Source organism: Microvirga soli (assembly GCF_016734765.1).
Taxonomy (GTDB): Bacteria; Pseudomonadota; Alphaproteobacteria; order Rhizobiales; family Beijerinckiaceae; genus Microvirga; species Microvirga soli.
Genome location: NZ_JAERQE010000008.1, coordinates 1 through 21,034, shown reverse-complemented (window position 1 = coordinate 21,034; position 21,034 = coordinate 1). Strand labels below are relative to the sequence as shown.

20 protein-coding genes are annotated in these 21,034 nt (G+C 63.2%); 11 read left to right on the top strand and 9 right to left on the bottom strand.

The window, feature by feature from the left end; all coding sequences use genetic code 11:
• Positions 1-70: 70 nt before the first annotated feature.
• Complete coding sequence (locus JKL45_RS09405) at positions 71-799, bottom strand: pentapeptide repeat-containing protein (RefSeq protein WP_201860874.1); 729 nt, start codon at positions 797-799, stop codon at positions 71-73.
• A gap of 202 nt (positions 800-1,001) precedes the next feature.
• Between JKL45_RS09405 and JKL45_RS09400 the strand changes: the two genes are divergently transcribed.
• The 4 genes from JKL45_RS09400 to JKL45_RS09385 all read left to right on the top strand — a co-directional run bounded on the left by JKL45_RS09400 (position 1,002) and on the right by JKL45_RS09385 (position 5,019).
• Positions 1,002-1,223 carry a hypothetical protein gene (locus JKL45_RS09400; protein WP_201860873.1) on the top strand — a complete coding sequence of 74 codons (222 nt, stop codon included), beginning with the start codon at positions 1,002-1,004 and terminating at the stop codon, positions 1,221-1,223.
• Positions 1,224-1,362: 139 nt separating this feature from the next.
• Positions 1,363-2,025 carry a Crp/Fnr family transcriptional regulator gene (locus JKL45_RS09395; RefSeq protein WP_201860872.1) on the top strand — a complete coding sequence of 221 codons (663 nt, stop codon included), beginning with the start codon at positions 1,363-1,365 and terminating at the stop codon, positions 2,023-2,025.
• Between the two features lie 147 nt (positions 2,026-2,172).
• On the top strand, positions 2,173-3,213 hold the full coding sequence (locus tag JKL45_RS09390; RefSeq protein WP_201860871.1) for a Fe(3+) ABC transporter substrate-binding protein: 1,041 nt from the start codon (positions 2,173-2,175) through the stop codon (positions 3,211-3,213).
• An 81-nt stretch (positions 3,214-3,294) separates the two neighbouring features.
• Positions 3,295-5,019: an ABC transporter permease gene (locus JKL45_RS09385; protein WP_312896934.1), complete on the top strand. Its 1,725-nt coding sequence runs from the start codon at positions 3,295-3,297 to the stop codon at positions 5,017-5,019.
• 48 nt (positions 5,020-5,067) lie between these two features.
• Here the strand turns inward: JKL45_RS09385 and JKL45_RS09380 are convergent, their stop codons facing one another.
• Both JKL45_RS09380 and JKL45_RS09375 read right to left on the bottom strand, forming a co-directional pair.
• On the bottom strand, positions 5,068-5,745 hold the full coding sequence (locus JKL45_RS09380) for a 3-oxoacid CoA-transferase subunit B (RefSeq protein ID WP_201860870.1): 678 nt from the start codon (positions 5,743-5,745) through the stop codon (positions 5,068-5,070).
• Complete coding sequence (locus tag JKL45_RS09375) at positions 5,745-6,482, bottom strand: CoA transferase subunit A (protein WP_201860869.1); 738 nt, start codon at positions 6,480-6,482, stop codon at positions 5,745-5,747. Before JKL45_RS09375 ends, JKL45_RS09380 begins: the two co-directional genes overlap by 1 nt.
• Before the next feature lie 199 nt (positions 6,483-6,681).
• On the opposite strand from JKL45_RS09375, the gene JKL45_RS09370 reads away from it, so the two are divergent.
• On the top strand, positions 6,682-8,493 hold the full coding sequence (locus tag JKL45_RS09370; protein ID WP_201860868.1) for an AsmA family protein: 1,812 nt from the start codon (positions 6,682-6,684) through the stop codon (positions 8,491-8,493).
• Here JKL45_RS09370 and JKL45_RS09365 read toward each other — a convergent pair.
• The 5 genes from JKL45_RS09365 to JKL45_RS09345 form a co-directional block, all read right to left on the bottom strand.
• Positions 8,487-9,293, bottom strand: a complete 807-nt coding sequence (locus JKL45_RS09365; protein ID WP_201860867.1) for an ABC transporter permease — start codon at positions 9,291-9,293, stop codon at positions 8,487-8,489. The genes JKL45_RS09370 and JKL45_RS09365 overlap by 7 nt on opposite strands.
• Complete coding sequence (locus JKL45_RS09360; RefSeq protein ID WP_376771018.1) at positions 9,290-10,195, bottom strand: ABC transporter permease; 906 nt, start codon at positions 10,193-10,195, stop codon at positions 9,290-9,292. Before JKL45_RS09360 ends, JKL45_RS09365 begins: the two co-directional genes overlap by 4 nt.
• Positions 10,196-10,197: 2 nt before the next feature.
• Positions 10,198-11,367: an ABC transporter ATP-binding protein gene (locus tag JKL45_RS09355; RefSeq protein WP_210345729.1), complete on the bottom strand. Its 1,170-nt coding sequence runs from the start codon at positions 11,365-11,367 to the stop codon at positions 10,198-10,200.
• A gap of 206 nt (positions 11,368-11,573) precedes the next feature.
• On the bottom strand, positions 11,574-13,169 hold the full coding sequence (locus JKL45_RS09350) for a DHA2 family efflux MFS transporter permease subunit (protein WP_201860866.1): 1,596 nt from the start codon (positions 13,167-13,169) through the stop codon (positions 11,574-11,576).
• 6 nt (positions 13,170-13,175) lie between these two features.
• Entirely contained in the window at positions 13,176-14,363 is a 1,188-nt protein-coding gene (locus JKL45_RS09345; protein ID WP_201860865.1) for an HlyD family secretion protein, read from the bottom strand.
• Positions 14,364-14,498: 135 nt separating this feature from the next.
• On the opposite strand from JKL45_RS09345, the gene JKL45_RS09340 reads away from it, so the two are divergent.
• Together JKL45_RS09340 and JKL45_RS09335 are read left to right on the top strand one after the other, a co-directional pair.
• Complete coding sequence (locus JKL45_RS09340) at positions 14,499-15,164, top strand: TetR/AcrR family transcriptional regulator (protein WP_201860864.1); 666 nt, start codon at positions 14,499-14,501, stop codon at positions 15,162-15,164.
• 69 nt (positions 15,165-15,233) lie between these two features.
• Positions 15,234-16,148 (top strand): DMT family transporter, encoded by a 915-nt coding sequence (locus JKL45_RS09335; RefSeq protein WP_246498436.1) that lies wholly within the window; start codon positions 15,234-15,236, stop codon positions 16,146-16,148.
• On the opposite strand, the gene JKL45_RS09330 is transcribed toward JKL45_RS09335, so the two are convergent.
• The gene (locus tag JKL45_RS09330; RefSeq protein ID WP_201860863.1) at positions 16,145-16,831 is read right to left on the bottom strand and encodes a Crp/Fnr family transcriptional regulator; all 687 of its coding nucleotides are present in this window, start codon (positions 16,829-16,831) and stop codon (positions 16,145-16,147) included. The two genes, JKL45_RS09335 and JKL45_RS09330, sit on opposite strands and share 4 nt — an antisense overlap.
• A gap of 204 nt (positions 16,832-17,035) precedes the next feature.
• Here JKL45_RS09330 and JKL45_RS09325 point away from each other — a divergent pair, with 204 nt between their 5' ends.
• The 4 genes from JKL45_RS09325 to JKL45_RS09310 all read left to right on the top strand — a co-directional run bounded on the left by JKL45_RS09325 (position 17,036) and on the right by JKL45_RS09310 (position 20,958).
• Complete coding sequence (locus JKL45_RS09325) at positions 17,036-18,913, top strand: ABC-F family ATP-binding cassette domain-containing protein (RefSeq protein ID WP_201860862.1); 1,878 nt, start codon at positions 17,036-17,038, stop codon at positions 18,911-18,913.
• Between the two features lie 386 nt (positions 18,914-19,299).
• Entirely contained in the window at positions 19,300-19,437 is a 138-nt protein-coding gene (locus JKL45_RS09320; RefSeq protein ID WP_201860861.1) for a hypothetical protein, read from the top strand.
• A gap of 88 nt (positions 19,438-19,525) precedes the next feature.
• On the top strand, positions 19,526-19,936 hold the full coding sequence (locus JKL45_RS09315; RefSeq protein ID WP_201860860.1) for a hypothetical protein: 411 nt from the start codon (positions 19,526-19,528) through the stop codon (positions 19,934-19,936).
• A 353-nt stretch (positions 19,937-20,289) separates the two neighbouring features.
• Positions 20,290-20,958, top strand: a complete 669-nt coding sequence (locus JKL45_RS09310; RefSeq protein WP_201860859.1) for a calcium-binding protein — start codon at positions 20,290-20,292, stop codon at positions 20,956-20,958.
• Positions 20,959-21,034: the final 76 nt, after the last annotated feature.

Sequence of the window (21,034 nt, the reverse complement as noted above, 5' to 3'; positions counted from 1 at the left end):
CTTCCAGCACGAACGTCCTTCACCGAGTCAACGGCCACGCTCGGGCTTGGTTTCAGCAAGGACCGGGCGATCAGTCCTCCTCTTCCTTGCAGGGCCAGGATTTCGGCCCGGACAGACCCTCCGGAAGCTTGGTCTGTGCCGTGCCGCAGGCAATATCGACTTGGGCCTGGGTCAGGCCGACGGCGCGGCTCAGATCCGCGCCGCCGATCTGGGCCAGGAACATGTATGTCCCGGTGAAGTTCGCCCCTTGAAGATCAAGCCCGTTGAGGCGCGCTCGGGACAGGTTGGAGTAGCTGAAATCCGCCCCCGTCACCTTGGCGCTCTGAAACAGCACGCGCGCAAGCTCGGCTTTGGCCAGGTTCGCTCCCGTCAGATCCGCTCCGCTGAAATCGGATCGGTTCAGTTCGGCCTTGTTGAAGTTCGCTCCCGCGGCTTTGGCCCGGGCGAAGTTGGAGCGGCTCATGTCCGACGAGACGAACAGGGTCCCGGTGAGAGTGGCCTGCCCGAAATTGGCCCGCCAGCCGAGGGCCTTGGTAAAGTCGGCACGAGACAGATCCGCTCCTTCGAAGCGGGTGCGGCTTACCTCGGTCTCGCTCAGGTTGGCCCCCACCATCTTCGACGAGGCGAAATCGCTCAAAGTCAGCAGAGAGCGCTCGAAGATGGTTCCGGTCAGATCTTCGCCGGTGAGGACGAGGCGGGCCTTGGAGCATCCGGACCAATCGGCGCCTGGACTTGGCGTGTCCTGACACTTGGCCGCGGCAGGTCCTGCGCAGAGGACAAGGAGGGTGAGGCCTCCCATGATCCGGCGACCTATCGCCAGCGATGACGCTCGCATCTGCACGAACTCACAATCCTCCATAGGGCCCTCTCAAGGCTATGATTGATAACTAGGCTTCGCATCTCTGCCGAGGAGGCCCGAGATGCAACTTTCCCGGATTGCCCAAGACTCGACTTCCCTTACGTATGGTCTAGCTTCTGCATCGATTCTTGTGGAGCCAAACATGCGTATCATCACCGTTTCCGCACTCATTCTCGCCGGCTTCACCCTCGGCGGCTGTGTTGCCGCCACAGGCCCGGTGGGTGTTTTGCCGCGCGATCCCGTTCCGCCCCCGCCTTCCGTCTCCGGCCAAGCAACGAGGGGCAATGCCGCCAGCCAAGGCGCCCGCACCACGACTCAGCGTCGGACCCTGAGCGTGCCAGGTCAGGCCGCTCCCCGCTCCTGACCCTGTAGGAACTGCTCGCGGCCTAGGCTATGTACACCCCTGTCGATAGCCCTCGGTACTGCGCCAATCCGTAGCTGGCGCAGATTCCTATTCCGATGATATATGCCCTAACGTGACATCATAATGCGGGTGATTTTCCATGACTTGGGTTGAGGCCATCGGCTGGTTCGGGGCAGCCCTCGCCATCACGGGCAGCGCGATGAAGACCATCATCCCGCTGCGCTGTATCGGGATCGGAGCGAATATCTGTTCCCTGATCGTCTCTGCCTATCTGGGCAATATCCCAGGCGTCGTGGCCAACCTGATCCTGCTGCCGATCAACAGCGTCCGGCTCTATCAGATGCTCGGGCTGATCAAGCGAGTGAAGCTGGCTTCCAAGAGCGACCTGTCCATGGAGTGGCTCAAGCCCTTCATGACCCGCAGCAAAACGGCGGCCGGCGAGGTGCTGTTCGCCAAGGGCGATGTCGCCACCTGCATGTTCTACACGATCTCCGGGCGCTACCGCCTGAAGGAGATGGGCATCGAGTTGGTTCAAGGCCAGGTCGTCGGCGAGATGGGCTTCCTCTCACCCGACAACACCCGCACACAGACCCTGGAATGCATCGAGGCCGGCGAGGTGCTGAGCATTTCCTATGACGAGGTGCGCCAGCTCTACTTCCAGAACCCGCAGTTCGGCTTCTACTTCCTGCGTCTCGCCAGCGAGCGGCTCTTCGCCAACATGGAGAGGATGGAGGAGGAGATCGCCCGCCTCCGGGTTGCCCTGCCGGAGGTCGAGACAGTCCGAAAGGCCGCCTCAGCTTAGAAGAATTATAAGGAGCTGTCAGTTTAGAATTCTTATAAGTTATTGATTTCAATCTGCTTTTTGATTGACCGCAAAGTGCGATCATGGTTCTTGCAGCATCGTTGGGATACGGCACCACGCCGCCCATAATCAATTCTGAAGGAACTCATGATGGCGAACATCTCGTTTGCGCGCGGCCTGCTCTTCGGGGCGGCTGCCCTTGGTGCCTTGGCCGGTTCGAGCTTCTCCGCCTCGGCCGAAGAAGTGCTGAACATCTACACCACCCGCGAACCCGGCCTGATCAAGCCCGTCCTTGACGAGTTCACCAAAGAGACCGGCATCAAGGTCAACACGATCTTCATCAATAACGGCCTCGAGGAGCGCATCCGCACCGAGGGCGCGAACAGCCCGGCCGACGTGATCATCACGGTCGATATCGGCCGTCTGGCAGCAGCCAAGGATTATGGCGTGACTCAGGCCGTGAAGTCTGAAACGCTCGAGAAAGTCATTCCGACTGCCTACCGCGATCCGGAAGGCCACTGGTTCGGCATCGCCCTGCGCGGCCGCGTCGTGTACGCCTCGAAGGAGCGCGTGAAGCAGGACAAGATCTCCTACGAGGAGCTTGCCGATCCCAAGTGGAAGGGCAAGGTCTGCATCCGCTCGGGGCAGCACCTCTACAACATCAGCCTGATCGCCGCGATGATCGCCCACAAGGGCGAGGCGAAGGCCGAGGAATGGCTGAAGGGCGTGAAGGCGAACCTCGCCAAGAAGCCCTCGGGCGGCGACCGCGAGCAAGCCAAGGACATCCTGGCCGGCGTCTGCGACATCGCTGTCGGCAACACCTACTACGTCTCGCTCATGCTCAACGGCAAGGACGAGGAGCAGAAGAAGTGGGGCCAGGCGATCAACGTGATCCTCCCGACTTTCGAAGGCGGCGGTACGCACGTGAACGTCTCCGGTCTCGCGCTGGCCAAGAACGCTCCGAACAAGGCCAATGCCGTGAAGTTCATGGAGTACATGGTCTCTGACGCATCCCAGCAGATCCATGCCGAACTCAACTCGGAATACCCGATCAAGGCCGGCATCAAGGTCCACCCGACCATCGCGTCCTTCGGTGAGCTCAAGGCCGACAACGTGCAGATCGCCGAGATCGCCAAGCTCCGCAAGAAGGCCAGCGAACTGGTCGACAAGGTTGGCTTCGACCAATAAGACAATGGGCGGCTCCTTCAGCCGCCCTCTTCCTTATTAGAGAGGCGCCGCCGGCAACGGTAGCGCCGTTTCCATTTGACCGTGATCGCCAGAACCGAGACAGTCATCGGCCTTTCGTCCTCGACGAAGGCAAAGCGCATTCCATGGTGGCTGTCCGCTGCCGTGGCGGCCATCGGTCTGCTCGTTCTCCTGCCGGTTGGCGCTCTCATCGGCATCGCGGCCGAGGGGGATGCGGAAATCTGGCCGCACCTCATCGCCAATGTGCTGCCGGCGAGCACGATCGACACACTCGCCCTGCTCGCGGGCGTCGCCGTCGTGGCAGGCTCCATGGGCATCACGACGGCATGGCTCGTCACCGCCCATCGCTTCCCCGGCCGCAGCATCCTGGTATGGCTCCTGCCGCTGCCGCTGGCCGTGCCGACCTACATCACGGCCTATATCTACGTGGAGATCTTCGACTCCGCCGGTCTCGTGCAGATGGCGCTTCGCAACTTCATGGGCTGGCGTTCGCGGGCTGATTACTGGTTTCCGGAAATCCGTTCTCTCCGCGGCTGCATCCTCGTGCTGTCCGTGGTGCTCTATCCCTACATCTACATCGCCGCGCGCGCGATGTTCCTGACGCAGAGCGCCAGCATGCTGGAGGTGGCGCGCACCCTGGGCGCGAGCCGCATCAAGCTCTTTCGGATCATCGCGCTTCCCCTTGCCCGACCGGCACTCGCAGTCGGCGTGTCGCTGGCGCTGCTGGAGGCACTCAACGACATCGGCGCGAGTGAATATCTCGGCGTGCGCACGCTCACGGTCTCCGTCTACAACACCTGGCTCAACCGCGGCAGCCTTGCGGGCGCGGCCCAGATCGCCTGCGTGATGCTGGCTTTCGCCATAGGCTTGATCCTAATCGAGCGTTACGGCCGTCGGGACAGACGCTATGCCCTGTCGCCGAAGCGCCAGCGCACTGTCCATCCCGTTGCGCTCACCGGTGGACGCGCTTGGATCGCGTCCCTGCTCTGCGCCTTGCCTGTCTTCATGGGCTTCATCCTGCCGACGGGATTCCTGGTGCGCGAGACCCTGCGCGGCGGCCTCGCCGATCAGTTCAATTTGGATTTCCTCGCCCACCTCATGACGACCATCGGCCTCTCCTTGGTGGCAACCGCTGCGGTGCTGGTCATCGCCGTCCTGCTGGTCTCGGCGGCCCGCCTGTCCAAGAACTCCCTTACCAAGGGAGCGCTCCTTGCAGCGGGCCTCGGCTATGCCCTGCCGGGCACCGTGCTGGCCCTGGGGCTCATGACGCCGCTGGTCGGCTTCGACAACCTGATCGGAACGATCTGGCGGCACCTCACCGGCGAGCGCATCGGCCTCCTGCTCATGGGAGCCGCAGGCGGCATCATCATCGCCTACGTGATCCGCTTCCTGTCGATTGCGACGGGTTCGCTCTCCGCAGGACTGGATCGCGTTTCACCCAGTCTCGAAGATGCGGCACGTACGCTCGGGGCATCACGGCGTGAGATGGTCTGGAAGATCCAGATCCCGCTCATGCGTCCGGCTCTCGCAAGCGCCGCCCTGCTGATTTTCGTCGACTGCATCAAGGAACTGCCCGCGACCCTGCTGCTGCGCCCCCTCAACACGGAAACGCTCTCGACGCTCGTCTACACCTATGCGTCACGCGGGCGCTTCGAGGACGGATCGCTTGCCGCCCTGGTAATCGTGCTGGTCGGGCTCATCCCGGTGATCCAGCTGGTGCGCAGCGCCGAGGCTCGCCCGAAAGTGACAGCAGAAGCTGCAAACTCTACCGGCTCTTCGAGTCCATAAGAAAAGCGGCCCTTTCAGGCCGCTTTCATTGTCATCTTCTGGTTCGGATCAAGCAGCGTTGGACTGGCTGCCGAGCGCCACTTTGAACTCGGCCTGAGTCTTCGCCTTGATCTCCTCGACCGTCACGCCATCGGCAAGCTCGATCAGGGTCATGCCCGAGCCGCCCTTCTTGTCGACGGAAAAGACGCCAAGATCGGTGATCACCAGATCCACCACACCGGCCCCGGTCAGCGGCAGGTTGCACTCGTTCAGGAGCTTCGGGTCCTCGGAGCCGTCCTTGGCCTTCGCCACATGCTCCATGACCACCACGACGCGCTTCACGCCCGCTACGAGGTCCATAGCGCCGCCCATGCCCTTCACCATCTTGCCGGGGATCATCCAGTTGGCGAGATCGCCGTTCTGGGCCACCTGCATGGCGCCCAGGATCGACAGGTCGATATGGCCGCCGCGGATCATGCCGAAAGAATCGGCGGATGAGAAATAGCTCGTGGTCGGCAGTTCGGTGATCGTCTGCTTGCCGGCATTGATCAGGTCCGGATCCTCTTCGCCCTCGAAGGGGAACGGGCCCATGCCCAGCATGCCGTTCTCCGACTGGAGCTGCACGCGCATGCCCTGCGGGATGAAGTTGGACACCAGCGTCGGGATGCCGATGCCGAGATTCACATAGAAGCCGTCGCGCAGCTCCTTGGCCGCGCGGGCGGCCATCTGTTCACGGGTCCAAGGCATCAGACTTCCTCCCCTGCTGCCGCAGGCGCTGCGGCTTCGGCGCGCTTGCGGGTCGTGCGTTGCTCGATGTGCTTGGCCGGGTTCGGCACATGTACGATGCGCTTCACGAAGATACCTGGCGTGTGCATGCTGTCCGGATCGATCTCGCCGGCCGGTACCAGATGCTCGACCTCCGCGATGGTCATCCGCGAGGCGGTGGCCATCATCGGGTTGAAGTTGCGGGCGGTCTTCCGGTAGACGAGGTTGCCTTCCGTGTCGCCCTTCCAGGCATGCACCACCGAGATGTCGGCGAACAACCCCGTCTCCATGACGTATCTCTCGCCGTTGAACTCGCGCACTTCCTTGCCCTCGGCAATGAGAGTGCCCACACCGGTCTTGGTGTAGAAGGCCGGAATGCCCGCGCCGCCGGCGCGGATGCGCTCGGCCAGGGTGCCCTGCGGGTTGAACTCAAGCTCCAGCTCGCCGGAGAGGTACTGCTGGGCGAAGAGCTTGTTCTCACCCACATAGGACGAGATCATCTTGCGGATCTGGCGGGTTTCCAGGAGACGGCCGAGGCCGACCCCGTCCACGCCCGCATTGTTGGAGATGAAGGTCAGATCCTTCGCCCCCGAATCACGAATCGCCTCGATCAGCGCCTCAGGAATGCCGCAGAGACCGAAGCCCCCGGCCATGATGGTCATGCCATCCTTGACCAGGCCAGCCAGCGCCGAGCGGGCGTCGCTGTAAACCTTATCCATCAAATCCTCTCCTTGTGGGCCGGTGCCAGCCCGTTCGAAGTGTCGCGGTTCGAATGGCGGCCACCCTGCAACCTGGCCTCAATTTAGACAATCCCTTCGTATGGATATATGGATAGCATTCATGAATACGGCCCTGCCCTGAGGACATCTCCTCTTCACCGCTTGCGAGGCAGCGCCCAAGGTTTACAACATTCGTTCCATGTCTCGCCGCGTTGTCTTTCTCATCGCCTTGATTTCGCTTGCCGTTCTGGGGACGGCGGCCTCCCCCTGGACACTGCCGGGAGGTGGCCTGTCGGCGGAGCTGAGGGAGCACGTCAAAGAGCGATATGGCCTGGACCTGAGGGTCAGGGGCCGCAGCACCTTCGCTGTGCTGCCCATCCCGCGGGTCAAGTTCGAGGATGTCGCGCTCCAGTTCCCGGACGAGGCGCTCAAGGCCGAAGGCGGCACCCTGCGGGGCGAGCTGCGCATTCTGCCTCTGCTCTTCGGGCGGATCGAACTGTCCGATTTCGACCTGACAGAGACCCGCATCACCGCCTCGGCCCAGAAGCTCCGGGTGGTCAAATGGACGGAGGTCTTCAATGACCATTCGACCGAAACCCATGCCCGCCGGCTCGTGGTGTCGAAATCCTCGTTGCGCTGGACAGACCTGAAAGACGCCAATCTCGACGGGCTCAATGCCATGATCCGCTGGGTGGACGCGTCCGAACCTCTGACGGCTTCTGGGTCCGCCCGCTGGCGGGACGAGCTTGTTTCCCTGGACGAGGCTTCGATCTTCCCGGACCTGCTGGCCTCCAACAAGATCAGCCCGTTCTCCTTGAGCCTGTCCGCGTCCGGCGCCCGCCTCACGGCCGAGGGCGAGGCGCAACTCGGGGATGGGCCACGCGTGACCGGGGAGAGCACCATCAAGACGGCCTCGGTGCGCGATTTCACCCGATGGAGCGGACTGAACCTTCCTTTCGGATCCCTGCTGCAGGCGCTGTCGATCAGCGGCGACTTCTCCATGGATCGCCGCCGTCTCTCCTGGCCTGCGGTCTCCATCAGTTTGGGATCGGACAAGCTGGAGGGCACCCTGGGGGTCCGCTTCGATACGGAGCGGCCGATTATTGCCGGAACTCTGGCGGCCGATACGCTCAACCTGTCCGACCTCTTCGCGCCGTTCAACCAGACGCGCACCTCCTCAGGCTCATGGAGCGAGGAGGCCATCGACCTGGCCGGGGCCACGGGGACCGACCTCGACCTCCGCCTCTCGGCCGCAAGCGCCAGCCTCGGGCGCCTCAGCCTGGACGACATGGCGGCCAGCGTGCTCATCCAGCCCGGCCGCATCGAGGCGTCCATCGGGCGGGCCGACTTCTATGACGGCACCTTGAAGGGGCGGTTGTCGATGGCGGCTCATAACGGTCTCGTCGACTTCAAGAGCCAAGGCACCTTTTCGGGGGTGAAGATCGCCCCCTTTCTCGCCGCCGTCGGCGAGCCGCGCTGGATTACCGGCCGTGCCCAGGGGCAGTTCAGCTTCGATGGACAGGGCCGCAACCCTGCGGACGTAATCCGTCAGGCCGAGGGCCGCTCCTCGATCGAGCTGACGGAGGGAGAACTGGTGGGGATCAACCTTCAGGACGCCCTGCTCCGCGTGGAGAAGCGCCCTCTCCTCGCCTCCCTGAACTGGAAGGGCGGCCGTACGCCCTTCAGCAAGGCTGAAGCCCAGGTCGTGATGCACGACGGCGTCGGCCAGATCGTCGAAGGCCGGCTGAAGGGAGACGCCGTGCAGGCCCAGCTTCGCGGGCAGGTGCTGCTGGTCGACCGGACGCTCCAGGTCACGGCAGGCATTGCGGCTCTCGATGCGCCAGCAGGGCAATCCCCTGCCCTCGCCTTCGACGTCACGGGCGACTGGGACAATGTCGCCGTCACCCCTCAGGTGCGCTCGCTCATCGAGCGGTCGGGGGCGGCGAAGCCCCTCTTCCCGTCGCAGCGCGTTCCGACAGGTGAGCAGAGGCCGCAGGCCACCGCTCAGTGAGCGTTGCGGCGCGAGCGCAGGACCGAGCGCTTGCTCAGCAGGGTCGCTGAGATCACGCCCAGGGTCACGATCCCGATCAGGATGGCGGACGCCGCATTGACCTCGGGCGAGAGCCCGAGCCGCACGGCGCTGTAGATCTTGATCGGAAGCGTCGTGGCACCGGGACCCGCGTTGAAGCTCGCAATAACCAGATCGTCCATCGACAGGGTGAAGGCGAGCAGGAAGCCCGCCACGATGGATGGCGCGATCAGCGGCAGCGTCACCGAGAAGAACGTGCGCAGGGGCGGCGCACCGAGGTCCATCGCGGCCTCTTCCAAGGAACGATCAAACGTCATGAGGCGCGACTGCACCACAACGGTCACGAAGCACATGGTGAGCGTGGTGTGGGCCAGCGTGATGGTCCAGAAGCCGCGGTCGAAATCGACGGCCACGAAGAACAGCAGCAGCGACAGGCCGGTGATGACCTCCGGCATGACCATGGGCGCATAGACCATGCCGGTGAACAGCGTCCGCCCAGGAAAGCGCCCATAGCGGGTGAGCGCGAGCGCCGCGAGGGTGCCGAGAACGGTTGCGATGGTTGCGGACAGCAAAGCGACGCGCAACGTCACCCAGGCGGCTTCCATGAGCGCGTCGTTGCGGAACAGCGCACCGTACCATTGGGTGGAGAAGCCGCCCCAAACGGTCACCAGCCGCGAGGCGTTGAACGAATAGATCACCAGCAGCAGGATCGGCAGGTACAGGAACGCGAAGCCGATCACCAGCGAGGTGACGTTGAAGACGCTGAGGCGGCGTATCGTCATCGCTGTACCTCCACACGCCGGGCCTCGACATCGCGATAGATCACGATGGGCACGACGAGGATGATGAGCAGCAGGATGGCGACCGCAGAGGCCAGTGGCCAGTCGCGGTTCGAAAAGAACTCGCTCCAGAGCTGGCGCCCGATCATCAGGGTTTCTGAGCCGCCCAGGAGATCAGGGATCACGAACTCGCCCACCGCCGGGATGAAGCACAGGAGGGAGCCTGCAATGATTCCCGGCATGGCGAGCGGCACGGTGATCGTCCAGAACGAGCGCCAGGGCGTGGAGCCAAGATCGAGAGCCGCCTCGAGCAGCGTGTCGTCCATCTTCTCCAATGTCGCATAGAGCGGCAGCACCATGAAGGGCAGATAGGCATAGACGATACCGATATAGACCGCCGTCTCGGTGTTCAGGATGTCGAGCGGTTCGGAGATCAGGCCAACTGCCATGAGCGCCTGGGTGAGCAGGCCTTCGGGTTTGAGGATCGCCACCCAGGCATAGATGCGGATGAGAAAGCTCGTCCAGAACGGCAAGATGATCGCCGCAACAAGAAGCGCCCGATAGCGCTCCGGCGCGCGCGCCATGCCGTAGGCGATGGGAAAGCCCACGAGCAGCAGCAGCAATGTCGAGACGGCGGCGATGCGCACGGACGAAAGCGTCGCCCTGAAATAGAGATCATCCTCGATCAGAAGGGTGAAATTCTCGAAATCTAGCGCGCTGAAGAAGCCGGCAATGTCGCTCCATTCGAAGACGGGCTTGTAGGGGGGCTGTGCCACCGCCGGATCCGAGAGGCTGATCTTGAGAACGATGAGAAAAGGCACGAGGAAGAGCACGCCGAGCCAGAGATAAGGCACGGCAGGCACGAGTCCTGCGGAGAGACGCCGCGTGAGGGTGCGTTCCATCATGGCTATTCCGCCAGGATCACCGCCGCATTCGGCGCGAAGGTGACATAGACCTGCTCATCCCACTCGATGGGGCTCTCGACGAAGCGGGAAGCGTTGGCGCGCGTCACGCGCACGATCTCTCCGGTGGCGAGCTTGACCCGATAGACGGTCCAGTCGCCAAGATAGCCGATGTCCCACACCTCGCCGGTGAGCACGTTGATGGCGCCGGGCCCCGGCGGGTCGCGCTGGATCACCATCTTTTCCGGGCGCACGGCAATCGCCACCGGCTGCCCGGAATGCAGCACCTCGTCCGGGTCGTCGATGGTGAGCGGCACTTCGGCCGACGATGTCTTCACCCGCCACAGGCCGTTTTCTTGCCCCTGCACATGCCCTTCGATGATGTTCACGTCGCCGACGAACTCCGCGATGAAGCGGGTCTTGGGCTGCTCGTAAATCTCGCCAGGCGTGGCAACCTGGACGATCCGGCCGTGGTCCATGACGGCGATCCGGTCGGCCATGGTCATGGCCTCCTCCTGATCGTGAGTGACGACCACGAAGGTCATGTGCAGTTCGTGCTGGATATCCATCAGCTCGAACTGGGTCTCCTCGCGCAACTTCTTGTCGAGGGCACCCAGCGGCTCGTCGAGGAGCAGTACCTTGGGCTTCTTCGCAAGCGCGCGGGCGAGCGCCACGCGCTGGCGCTGGCCGCCGGAAAGCTGGCTCGGGTAGCGCCGGGCGAGCTTCTCGAGTTGAACGAGGCGCAGCATCTCGCCGACCCGGTCGGCGATCTGATCCTTGTGCATCCCATCCTGCTTAAGGCCGAACGCGATGTTCTTTTCCACGCTCATATGCGGAAACAGCGCATAGGACTGGAACATCATGTTCACGGGCCGTCGATAGGGCGGCACGCCGGCAAGGTTCTGGTTCCCCAAGGTGATCGCTCCCTCGGTTGGCATCTCAAAGCCGGCAAGCATCCGCATGAGGGTCGTCTTGCCGCAGCCGGAAGGACCCAGCAGGCAGAAGAACTCGCCTTCGAAGATGTCCAGGGAGAGATGATCGACCGCCGTGGAATCCCCGAAACGCTTCGTGACGTTCTCGAAGCGGATGAGCGGCTTGGCATCGGGATTCGCCCAGGGGGCGAAGGAGCGGCGCACTGCACCGACGGAGGCGGATTGACGGGCTGGAGGAGGCAAGATGCTTGAACTTCACCTGTCTGAGAAAACCAGCGCGCAAACTATGATGTTTGGACTGCAAGAACAACAGCTTAAAAGCCCCACTCCCCGGCCCATCGAGCCGGATGGCAGGAACGAGGCTCGGCTGCTTCGTTCGACCGAGAGAACAAAGCCCCATTCAAGGAAAAAGCCCGGCTCGAAAGCCGGGCTGAAGTTTGGAGGTTAACTCAGTGCCCGCCGCCACCGGCGGGAGCCGCTCGGGGCTTCTTGATGAACGGCAGGGCGAGGATCAGGCCTAAGAACAGGATCGTCAGCATGAGGAACACATCCGCGAAGGCCATGACCATCGCCTCGCGGTGAACCATGTTGGACAGGGTCTTGATCGCGGCCGCACCCGCATCCGGACCGAGGGAATGGAACTTCTGGGTCATGGCATCGAGCGTCTCGACCGCCGTCGACCGGCCCCAGTTCACGCTCTCGCGCAGGCGCTGGAGATGGAGGTCCAGGCGGTTGTTGATCCCGGTGTTGATGAGCGCCAGACCGACGGCGCCACCCAGGTTGCGGGTGAGGTTGTAGAGGCCCGACGCGTTCTTGATCCTGTCTGGCGGCAAGGTTCCGAGCGCGATGTTGTTGATCGGCACCATGCAGATCATCAGGCCGACGCCGCGGAATATCTGGGGCACGAAGAGTTCCCAGAAATCCCAATCCTTGGTCAGGCCGCTCATCATCCACGTGCCGAAGGCGAAAGCGGCAAAGCCGATGCCCATCATGACGCGCGGATCCATCTTGCGCGACAGGACACCTGCCACCGGCGCCATCAGGAACATGGTCGCGCCCGACACGAACATGGTCTCGCCGATCTGCAACGAGGAATAGCCGCGCACGCTGCCGAGATAGACCGGGTAGAGATAGGTCAGGCCGTAGAGCCCGATGCCCATGACGAAGCTGAAGGAGGAACCAGCGAGGAAGTTGCGGTCACTGAAGGCGCGCAGATCCACGATCGGCTGCTTGGCATTGAATGCCCGGTAGAAGAAGCCGAGGCCCCCGACCACGCACACGATGGTAAGGATCAGCACAAGCTCGTCCTGGAACCAGTCGTTCAGGGGCCCCTCTTCCAGCACATATTCCAGGCTGCCGAGAAAGGCCGCCATGAAGCCGAGGCCGGCCCAGTCGAAGCTCTTGAAGAGGCTTAAGTCAGGTTCATCGAAATCGACCAGCAGATAAGTGGAGATCGTCACGAAGATGCCGGGCACGATGTTGACCAGGAACAGCCAGTGCCAGGAGAACAGGTCGGTGAGATAGCCGCCCAGCGTCGGCCCGATGGTGGGCGCGAGCGTTGCCACGAGGCCGATGATCGGCGAGATCACCGGCCGCTTTTCCGGCGGGAAGATCGTGAACGCGGAGGCGAAGACGGTCGGGATCATGCCGCCGCCGATGAAGCCCTGCAGGGCGCGGTAGACGATCATCTGATCGATGTTCGTGGCCGTGGCGCACATGAAGCTCATAAACGTGAAGCCGCCCGATGCAATCACGAACATCCAGCGCGTGGAGAGCACGCGCGAGAGCGTTCCCGACAGCGGGATCATGATCACTTCGGCGATCAGGTAGCTCGTCTGCACCCAGGAGATTTCCTCAGAGGACGCAGAGAGACCGGCCTGGATTTCGGCGAGGGACGCGGAGACGATCTGGATGTCCAGAATCGCCATGAACATGCCGAAGACCATGCAGAAGAACGCAAAGGTCCGGCGCCCGCTGACAGGAGCCGGCTTCGCGGCCGGCATGGAGCCTTGCGGCTTGCTCGGGATGGCAGCCGATGCGGCCATGGTTCCTTACTCTTTGAGGCTGGCGGTCTTCTCGCCGTCGGCCGAGGTGCGCGTATCCACGTCGACGACCACGGAGAGACCGGGCCGCAGGATGCCCTGCTGGACAATCTCGGGATTGACGGAGACGCGCACGGGCACGCGCTGAACGATCTTGGTGAAGTTGCCGGTTGCATTCTCCGGCGGCAACAGGCTGAACACGGCGCCCGAGGCCGGCGAGACGCTCTCCACCGTGCCGATCACGTCGGCATCCGGGAAGGCATCGACCTCGATACGCACCTTCTGGCCGACCTTCAGGGACGCAAGCTGCGTTTCCTTGAAGTTGGCATCCACATGCACGCTGGTCATGGGCACGAGGGCCGCCAGACGGGCGCCGGGCTGCACATACGTGCCGACCTCCATGGCCTTGTTGCCGATCACCCCATCGGCCGGCGCGCGGATCTCCGTGAAGGTGAGGTCGCGCTCAGCCTTCTCGACGGAGGTCTGCTCCTCGGCCGCGACGCGCTGGGCTTCGTTCTGCTGCGCGGCGAGAACGTCGACATTCGCTCTGGCCGCAGCAAAGGCGGCCTCGGCGCTCTGCACATTGGCTTGGAAGCGGTCGCGGGCGGCCTTGGCGTTCTCAAGCGCTGCCCGGCTGGTGAAGTCGGAGCGGGCAAGCTGCTGCTGGCGAGAATAGTCGCTTTCAGCGCGCTCGGCCTCAGCCTTCGCGGCGGCGATCTGCGCCTGAGCCTGCGCCACGGAGGCGCGGCCCGCCTCGATCTGACGTCCGATGCGCGTGACGGCGCTCTGCTGCGTCGCGAGCTTGTCCTTGGCCGATTGGAGGGCGAAGCGATAATCGCCGTCGTCGATCTTGGCGATCAGGTCGCCGGCCTTAACGCTCTGGTTGTTCGTCACGGCAACCGATTGCACATGGCCCGACACCTTAGCCGACAAGATCGTGATGTCCGCCTGCACATAGGCGTCCTCGGTCGAGACCATGAAGCGGCCGTTCGTCCACCACTCGTGCCCTTCATACCCGCCGAAGGCGAGCGCTCCGGCTAGAACAGCCAGGATCAGCGGCTTCTTGCCAAGGCCCTTCTTGGCCTTAGGCGGCGCGGCAGCCTCTGGAGCACCCTGCCCTGCTTGGCGCCCCGACGCATCTCCAACACCTTCGGGGACGCTCTTTGCGCCCTGCTCGAACTCTTCCCGATAAGCCATGTTAAACCTCTGCAAGGCCTGCAAATTCTGTTTGCATAGAGCTGCCAGATAGGCCTTGATCTGCGTTGTCTGCCTGCCATATATGAGTTGACCGAACCGTTCGGTCAATAGCCTAAAAGGGAATTTATAGAAGCTATGACCGCCGTGCATGTCAGCACTCAGGACCGAGAATTCTCCCAGATTACGGAGGAGAGCGCCGAGAGCGCCAAGCGCCGCCAGATCCTGGAAGGCGCCCGAAAGGTGTTTCTCGCCCAGGGGTTCGACGGCGCCAGCATGGGCGAGATCGCCAAGGTGGCCGGTGTCTCAAAAGGCACGCTCTATGTCTACTTCGACAGCAAGGAGAGCCTGTTCGAGGCCCTGACGACGGAAGAGAAGCAGGGCTTGGCCGAGGTGCTGTTCAAGCTCGACCCTGAGGATCCCGATGTTCGTGGCGTCCTGAAAAAGCTCGGCCTGAGCTATCTGTTACGCATGGGCAAGCCCGAGCATATTTCCTCGATCCGGATGGTCATGGGCGCTGCGGAGAAGTTTCCACGCTTGGGCCAAGCCTTCTATGAGGCCGGTCCCTGCCAGGGCATGGCCCGTCTCAAGGCCTATTTGGACCGGCAGGTCGAGGCGGGACGGCTGTCCATCGAGGACACCGAGGTTGCTGCCCAGCATTTCCTCGACCTCTGCGTCTCGGGCATGCTGCGCCGCCTGCTTTTCTCGGTGGGCGAGCCGCCGACGGAAGACCAGATTCAGAAGAACGTGGAGAATGCCCTGCGGGTGTTCTTTGCCGCCTATGGGCCTGACGGTCAAAAATAATAGCCACTTGCGACGCTTTCCGCCTGCCCCGTCGTTCCCTAGTTTAACGGCGCAGACGGCTGGGAGGGGATGATGGGAGAGCGCAAGAGCGGAGCGGGGCACATCGTGGCCTTCGCTCTGATGGCTCTGATCTGGGGCCTGACCTGGCTCCCCATGAAGATCGCCTCCGAGGCTGTGCCGCCGATTTTCCTGGCGATGATGCGCTTTCTGCTCGCAGGCCTCTGCTACCTCGCCTTCATCCTCGTCAAAGGGCTGCCGTTGAGGATGAAGCACCCGGGGCGTGTCGTCGTCGCGTCGCTTCTCATCACCACCGGCTGCTACAGCCTGCTGTTCTGGGGTGTGGCCCGCGCCCCGACCGGGCTGTCGTCAATCGTCAACCTCTCCCTTATGCCGATCTTCCTGATCCTCATCGGCGCGCTCTATGGGCAGGAGCGGATCACGCCCCGCAGGCTCGGAGCCATCGCGCTCGGAATCCTCGGTCTCGTGATGCTCTTCTCCGGGCGGACAGGCTCGACGCAGGATGGCGCCCTGATCGGCCTTGGCGCTGTGGCTCTGGCAACCTTGAGCTACGCCTGGGGCGGCGTGGTCAGCCGGCCGCTGATGCAGACGATGCACCCGATCACCCTCGCCTTCTGGGAGACGAGCATCGGCGCACTCGGCCTCATCCCCGTATCGCTCCTGGTGGAAGGCTACGACCCCGCCTATTTCGCAGGGCTTACGGATGGACGAGCCATCATGGGGCTGACCATCCTGGTCCTCGGCGGATCGCTCGGAGGATTCTCGATCTATCTCTGGCTCGTGCGTGACTGGGGCGCCTTCCGGGCCGGGCTCTACTCCTTCGTCAGCCCGGTCGTGGCGGTCACTGTGGGCGTCGCCTTCGCGAACGAGGCCTTCGGCTGGCCGGAAGCCATCGGCATGGCCGTGATGTTGTCTGCCACAGCCCTCGCCCTCACCGAGGGAAGGCGCGCAGCCGTATCGGCCTAATGATCGGTCCGGAAGGCCTCGGCCACCCGGGCCTTGAGCACGTCCGGCTGGCGCAGGATCAGGGCGCCCCTGGTGCGCTCGATCAGCCCTTCCTGGGACAGCATGGTGAACTCACGGGTGATCTGTTCGCGGCGGCAGCCGATGCGGGCGGCGACGATATGGTGGAAGGGCGGCGGCGTGATCACCCGCTCGCCGGACTTGTCCTGACGCGGCGTCGACAGTCGCAGGAGCTCCGAATAGAGCCGGTGCCGCAGGTCGAGCACCGTCTGCTCCATGAAGCGGGCATTCAGCTCGCGAATGCGGGACGCCATGAGGCAGAACAGGCGCTCGGATACGGATTGATGGGAGAAGAGTAGCTCCTTGAAGACGGAGGCCGGCATCACGCAAGCCTCGCCCCGGGTGAGCGCCGTGACGTTGGCGGAGCGCGGAACGCCGTCGAGAGCGGCCAGCTCGCCGAACAGGTCGCCGGGCTTCATCTCGTGAAGAATGACCTCCTTGCCGGAGGCCGTGCGCATGAGGACCCGCACCTCTCCGGTGAGAAGGAAATACACGTCCGTCGAGGGCTCGTCGAAGTCGACCACAACCTCCTCGGGGTCGAAACGGCGCCAATTGGCCCGCGTCTCGAAAGGCGCAAGGTCGATCTCCAGCCCTTTGAACAACTTGATCCCGGTGAGCCGCCCCATCGGTGTCCTCCCTGCACGATATCTTGGCTATACCATAGATCCCGCATTTTCGGTACGGAAGAGATGCCTTATCCCTTTGTCAAGCCTTGAGGATCCTGTCACTGGCGATTCCGGCTATGGCACAGGCCTTCCGCAAGGCAGCGGCAAAGCGGTCAAGCCGTCCAGACACCTTGCCAGCGCGGCCGTCCCGCGCCAAAAGGCGGCATGCTTCACGTCAACGACCTGACCTACCGCATCGGCGATCGGCTGATCCTCGACCACGCCTCCTTCAACCTGCCTGACGGCGCGAAGGTGGGCCTCGTCGGGCGCAACGGTGCGGGCAAGACCACCCTGTTCAAGATCATCCAGGGCGATCTCGCCACGGAGAGCGGCACCGTCACCCTGCCCCGCGGCATGAAGATCGGCGCCGTAGCCCAGGAGGCGCCGGGCGGCCCCGAGACCCTGATCGAGGTGGTGCTGGCCGCCGACAAGGAGCGCGCCGCCCTCCTGGCCGAGGCCGAAACCGCCGATGGCCTGCGCCGGGCCGAGATCGAGACGCGGCTCACCGATATCGGTGCCCATTCGGCCCCGGCGCGGGCGGCCGCCATCCTCCACGGCCTCGGCTTCGATGCCGAGGCGCAGAACCGCCCCTGCTCGGACTTTTCCGGCGGCTGGCGCATGCGCGTGGCGCTCGCCGCCGTGCTCTTCACCGAACCCGACCTGCTGCTTCTCGACGAGCCGACCAACTACCTCGACTTGGAAGGCACGCTCTGGCTCTACGACTATCTCGGGCGCTATCCGCATACCGTTCTCGTCATCAGCCACGACCGCGAGTTGCTCGACACCTGCGTCAACCACATCCTGCATCTCGACCGGGGCAAGCTCGCGATCTATCGCGGCGGCTATACGTCGTTCGCCAAGCAATACGCGGAAAAGCGTGAGCTCACCGCAAAGGCGGCTGCCAAGCAGGAGGCCGAGCGCAAGCACCTCCAGGCCTTCGTCGACCGCTTCAAGGCCAAGGCCTCCAAGGCCAGGCAGGCGCAATCGCGCGTCAAGCGGTTGGAGAAGATGGAGGCGATCACCACCATCGTGGAAGACGACGTGCTGCCCTTCAACCTGCCGGGGCCTGAGCGCCCGGCCGCCCCACCGCTGATCACTGTCGAGAGCGGCGCTGTCGGCTATGGCGAGCGCATCGTCCTCGACCGCCTCAACCTGACGATCTCGCCGGATGACCGCATCGCGCTTCTCGGCTCCAACGGCAACGGCAAGTCCACCTTCTGCAAGCTCATCGGCGGCAGGCTCGCGCCCATGAAGGGCGAGATGCGAACACCCACGCGCATGGATGTCGCCTATTTCGCCCAGCACCAGCTCGACGAGCTGAACCCGAAGGCCACCGCCTACGACCATGTGGCCGAGCGCATGCCGGACACGCCCGTCGCCAGGATCCGCGCCCGCACGGCGCAGATCGGCTTTCCCGGTGCGAAGGCCGACACGCCGGTCTCCGCGCTCTCGGGCGGCGAGAAGGCGCGCCTGCTCATGGGGCTTGCCGCCTTCAACGGCCCTCACCTGCTGATCCTCGACGAGCCGACGAACCACCTCGACATCGACAGCCGCACGGCCCTGATGGAGGCGATCAACGACTATACAGGCGCGGTCATCCTGGTCAGCCACGACCGCTTCCTGATCGAGGCCTGCGCCGACCGGCTCTGGATCGTCGGCAACGGCAGTGTGAAGCCTTTCGACGGCGACATGGACGATTACCGCCAGCTCGTCCTCTCGGGAGAGCTCGATCCGCAGAAGCGCTCCGACAAGCAGCAGGCTCCCACGGCCTCCAAAACCGACGAGCGCAGGGCCGCTGCTGAGCGCCGGGCGGCGCTTGCCCCTCTGCGCAAGAAGCTGGAGGCGCTCGAGAACCGGATGGCCAAACTCACGGATGTCATCGGCAAGGTCGATGCGGCGCTGGCCGACGGTACCGCCTTCCAGAAGGACCCGGCGAAGGCATCCGAGCTGTCCAGAATGCGCGCGGAGGCCGCGTTCACCCTGGGAGCGGTCGAGGAAGAGTGGCTGGCCCTGAGCAGCGAGATAGAGGATGCCAGTGCCTAAAGCATCGGATCCGATGCTTTAGGCTGCACCTGCCCGCATACTCCCCCAGAGCAGCGAGGCTACCTCCTCCGAGTGCACCCGAAATCGAAACATGATCGTAAGCTGATCCTAGCCTTTGGGGGAGGCTGACCATGCGAATCCTGATTTCCGCCTGCACCGACAAAGCCTTCACTGAGGGTCTCATCCCGATGGCCCATATGACGATCGGATCGACGTCAGCCGTGAACGACAACACGTTTCAGGCCGTATCCAGATGGAGGCTACGGCTGCACCGGAGGCACTCCTCCGATCTGACGCGTCAGGCCGTTTCATAAGCAGGGTGCGGAAGAGCACATCGGGCCGTCCCATCTGAGGCTAGCTTCCGGCTGCCCTCGATGGAGGCTTTGATGGCTCAGGTCCTGTCTTACTGCACCACGAAACTGTTCTCGCACGCCGTCCTGCCGCTGGTGATGATCAAGCCCAGGCCGGTCGCGAGCGCCAATGACGACGATCCCCTGGCGCCGCTCCCGAGCGTGTGGCGGTAAGCGATCACCTCGGTTGTGAACACTCGCCATTATTGCTGCGTTCATCATGAGAGGCGTACACCGGTACACCTGGAATGGAGAACGGACCATGTTTCGTGCAGTTTTGGCCACGGCTTTTCTCATCGGTGGCGCCATCGTCGGAATACCGTCGGGAGCACAGGCGCAAGGGCTGGTGCCTTGCGCACGGGAGAACGGGTTTTGCCGCGTTCCCTATCCGACCCGTGTGATCTACGGCATTCCCGGTCGGAGCGTTGAGGTTTTCGTTCGGGACGGCGGCATCCCCTGCTCCAACAGAGCGTTCGGCGATCCCGCTCCAGGCGTTGCCAAGCGCTGCGCCTTTATCGCCCAAGGACGCGATCGGGGTCCGAGACGGTACGAGGAGCGTCCCAGACAATACGACGACGGATACCGCAGATCCTTCCGCGAGTATGATCGTGGTCAGAGGGACTATTATGACGAGGGATACGAGCGCCCTTACCGATCCTACGACGTTTATTGATCCGTAGACGGACAACCGATCCCTTTTCCGAGAATTCGAAGAGTCTGGCGCTCATGCTTTAAGCGCCGGCCCTTTTTGCCAATGAATGGAGGAAACTCCATCCACCTTTCACAGGATGGCGAGAACGCCTTCGCGTGCTGTCCTGATCTTTACCAATCGTTCATCATGCTATCAGTGCGCAGCCGGGCCTTCAGCTATACGGCCGATGAACGGGCCGCCTTGCCACCATTCAGCCATCCTGTCCGATGATGCAGTCACGAGGGGTTAACCGCCCTGTGGCACAACTCGGGCCTGAACCTTCGACGGGTCTCGCAACGAGAGCACCCCGGCAACAGAAGACTGCGGAGACAACGATGGCGACTATCTACGGGGATGACTTCGACGACACTATCGAAGGCTTTGATAGCTCAGACACCATCTACGGCTATGACGGCAATAATCTGATCTACGGCTGGGATGGACACGACGACATCTTCGGCGGCTGGGATCACGATACGATCGATGGCGGTTTCGGGGATGATTATCTGATCGGCGGCGCCGGCCATGACGACCTTTACGGTGCTGACGGACGAGACGACCTCTATGGTGGGTCCGGTCTCGATTATCTCTCCGGCGGCTTCGGGGACGATCTTCTGTCCGGCGGCACCGGACGCGACACGCTGTTCGGCGGAGCGGGAGAAGACGAGTTCGTGTTCAAGAGAGGCGATTCCGGCCTCACGAAGAGCACGGCCGACACGATCATGGATTGGAACCGCTACGACGATTTCATCGACATGACGATCAAGGGAACATCACGCAACTACCGTGAAGTCAAGACGGATGCGTATTCCATCGCAACCGCCGCCTCCGACGCCGATTATCTGTACGGCGACACGAGCGTCAGGCACGTGTTCCTGTACAATCCTGAGGACGACAGAGGCTTCCTTGTGTCGGATCTCAACGCCGATGGTGAGTTCGAGACAGGCGTCGTGCTCAAGAACGCCGGCCTCGCGTCCGACATGAAGTATCTCTACATCATCTGAGCTCGACTTTGGCCATTTCTGGCGGGTGATGTGGGAGCGCAGGGCGGCGAAGCGAACGATGCGGTAGACTGGCAGC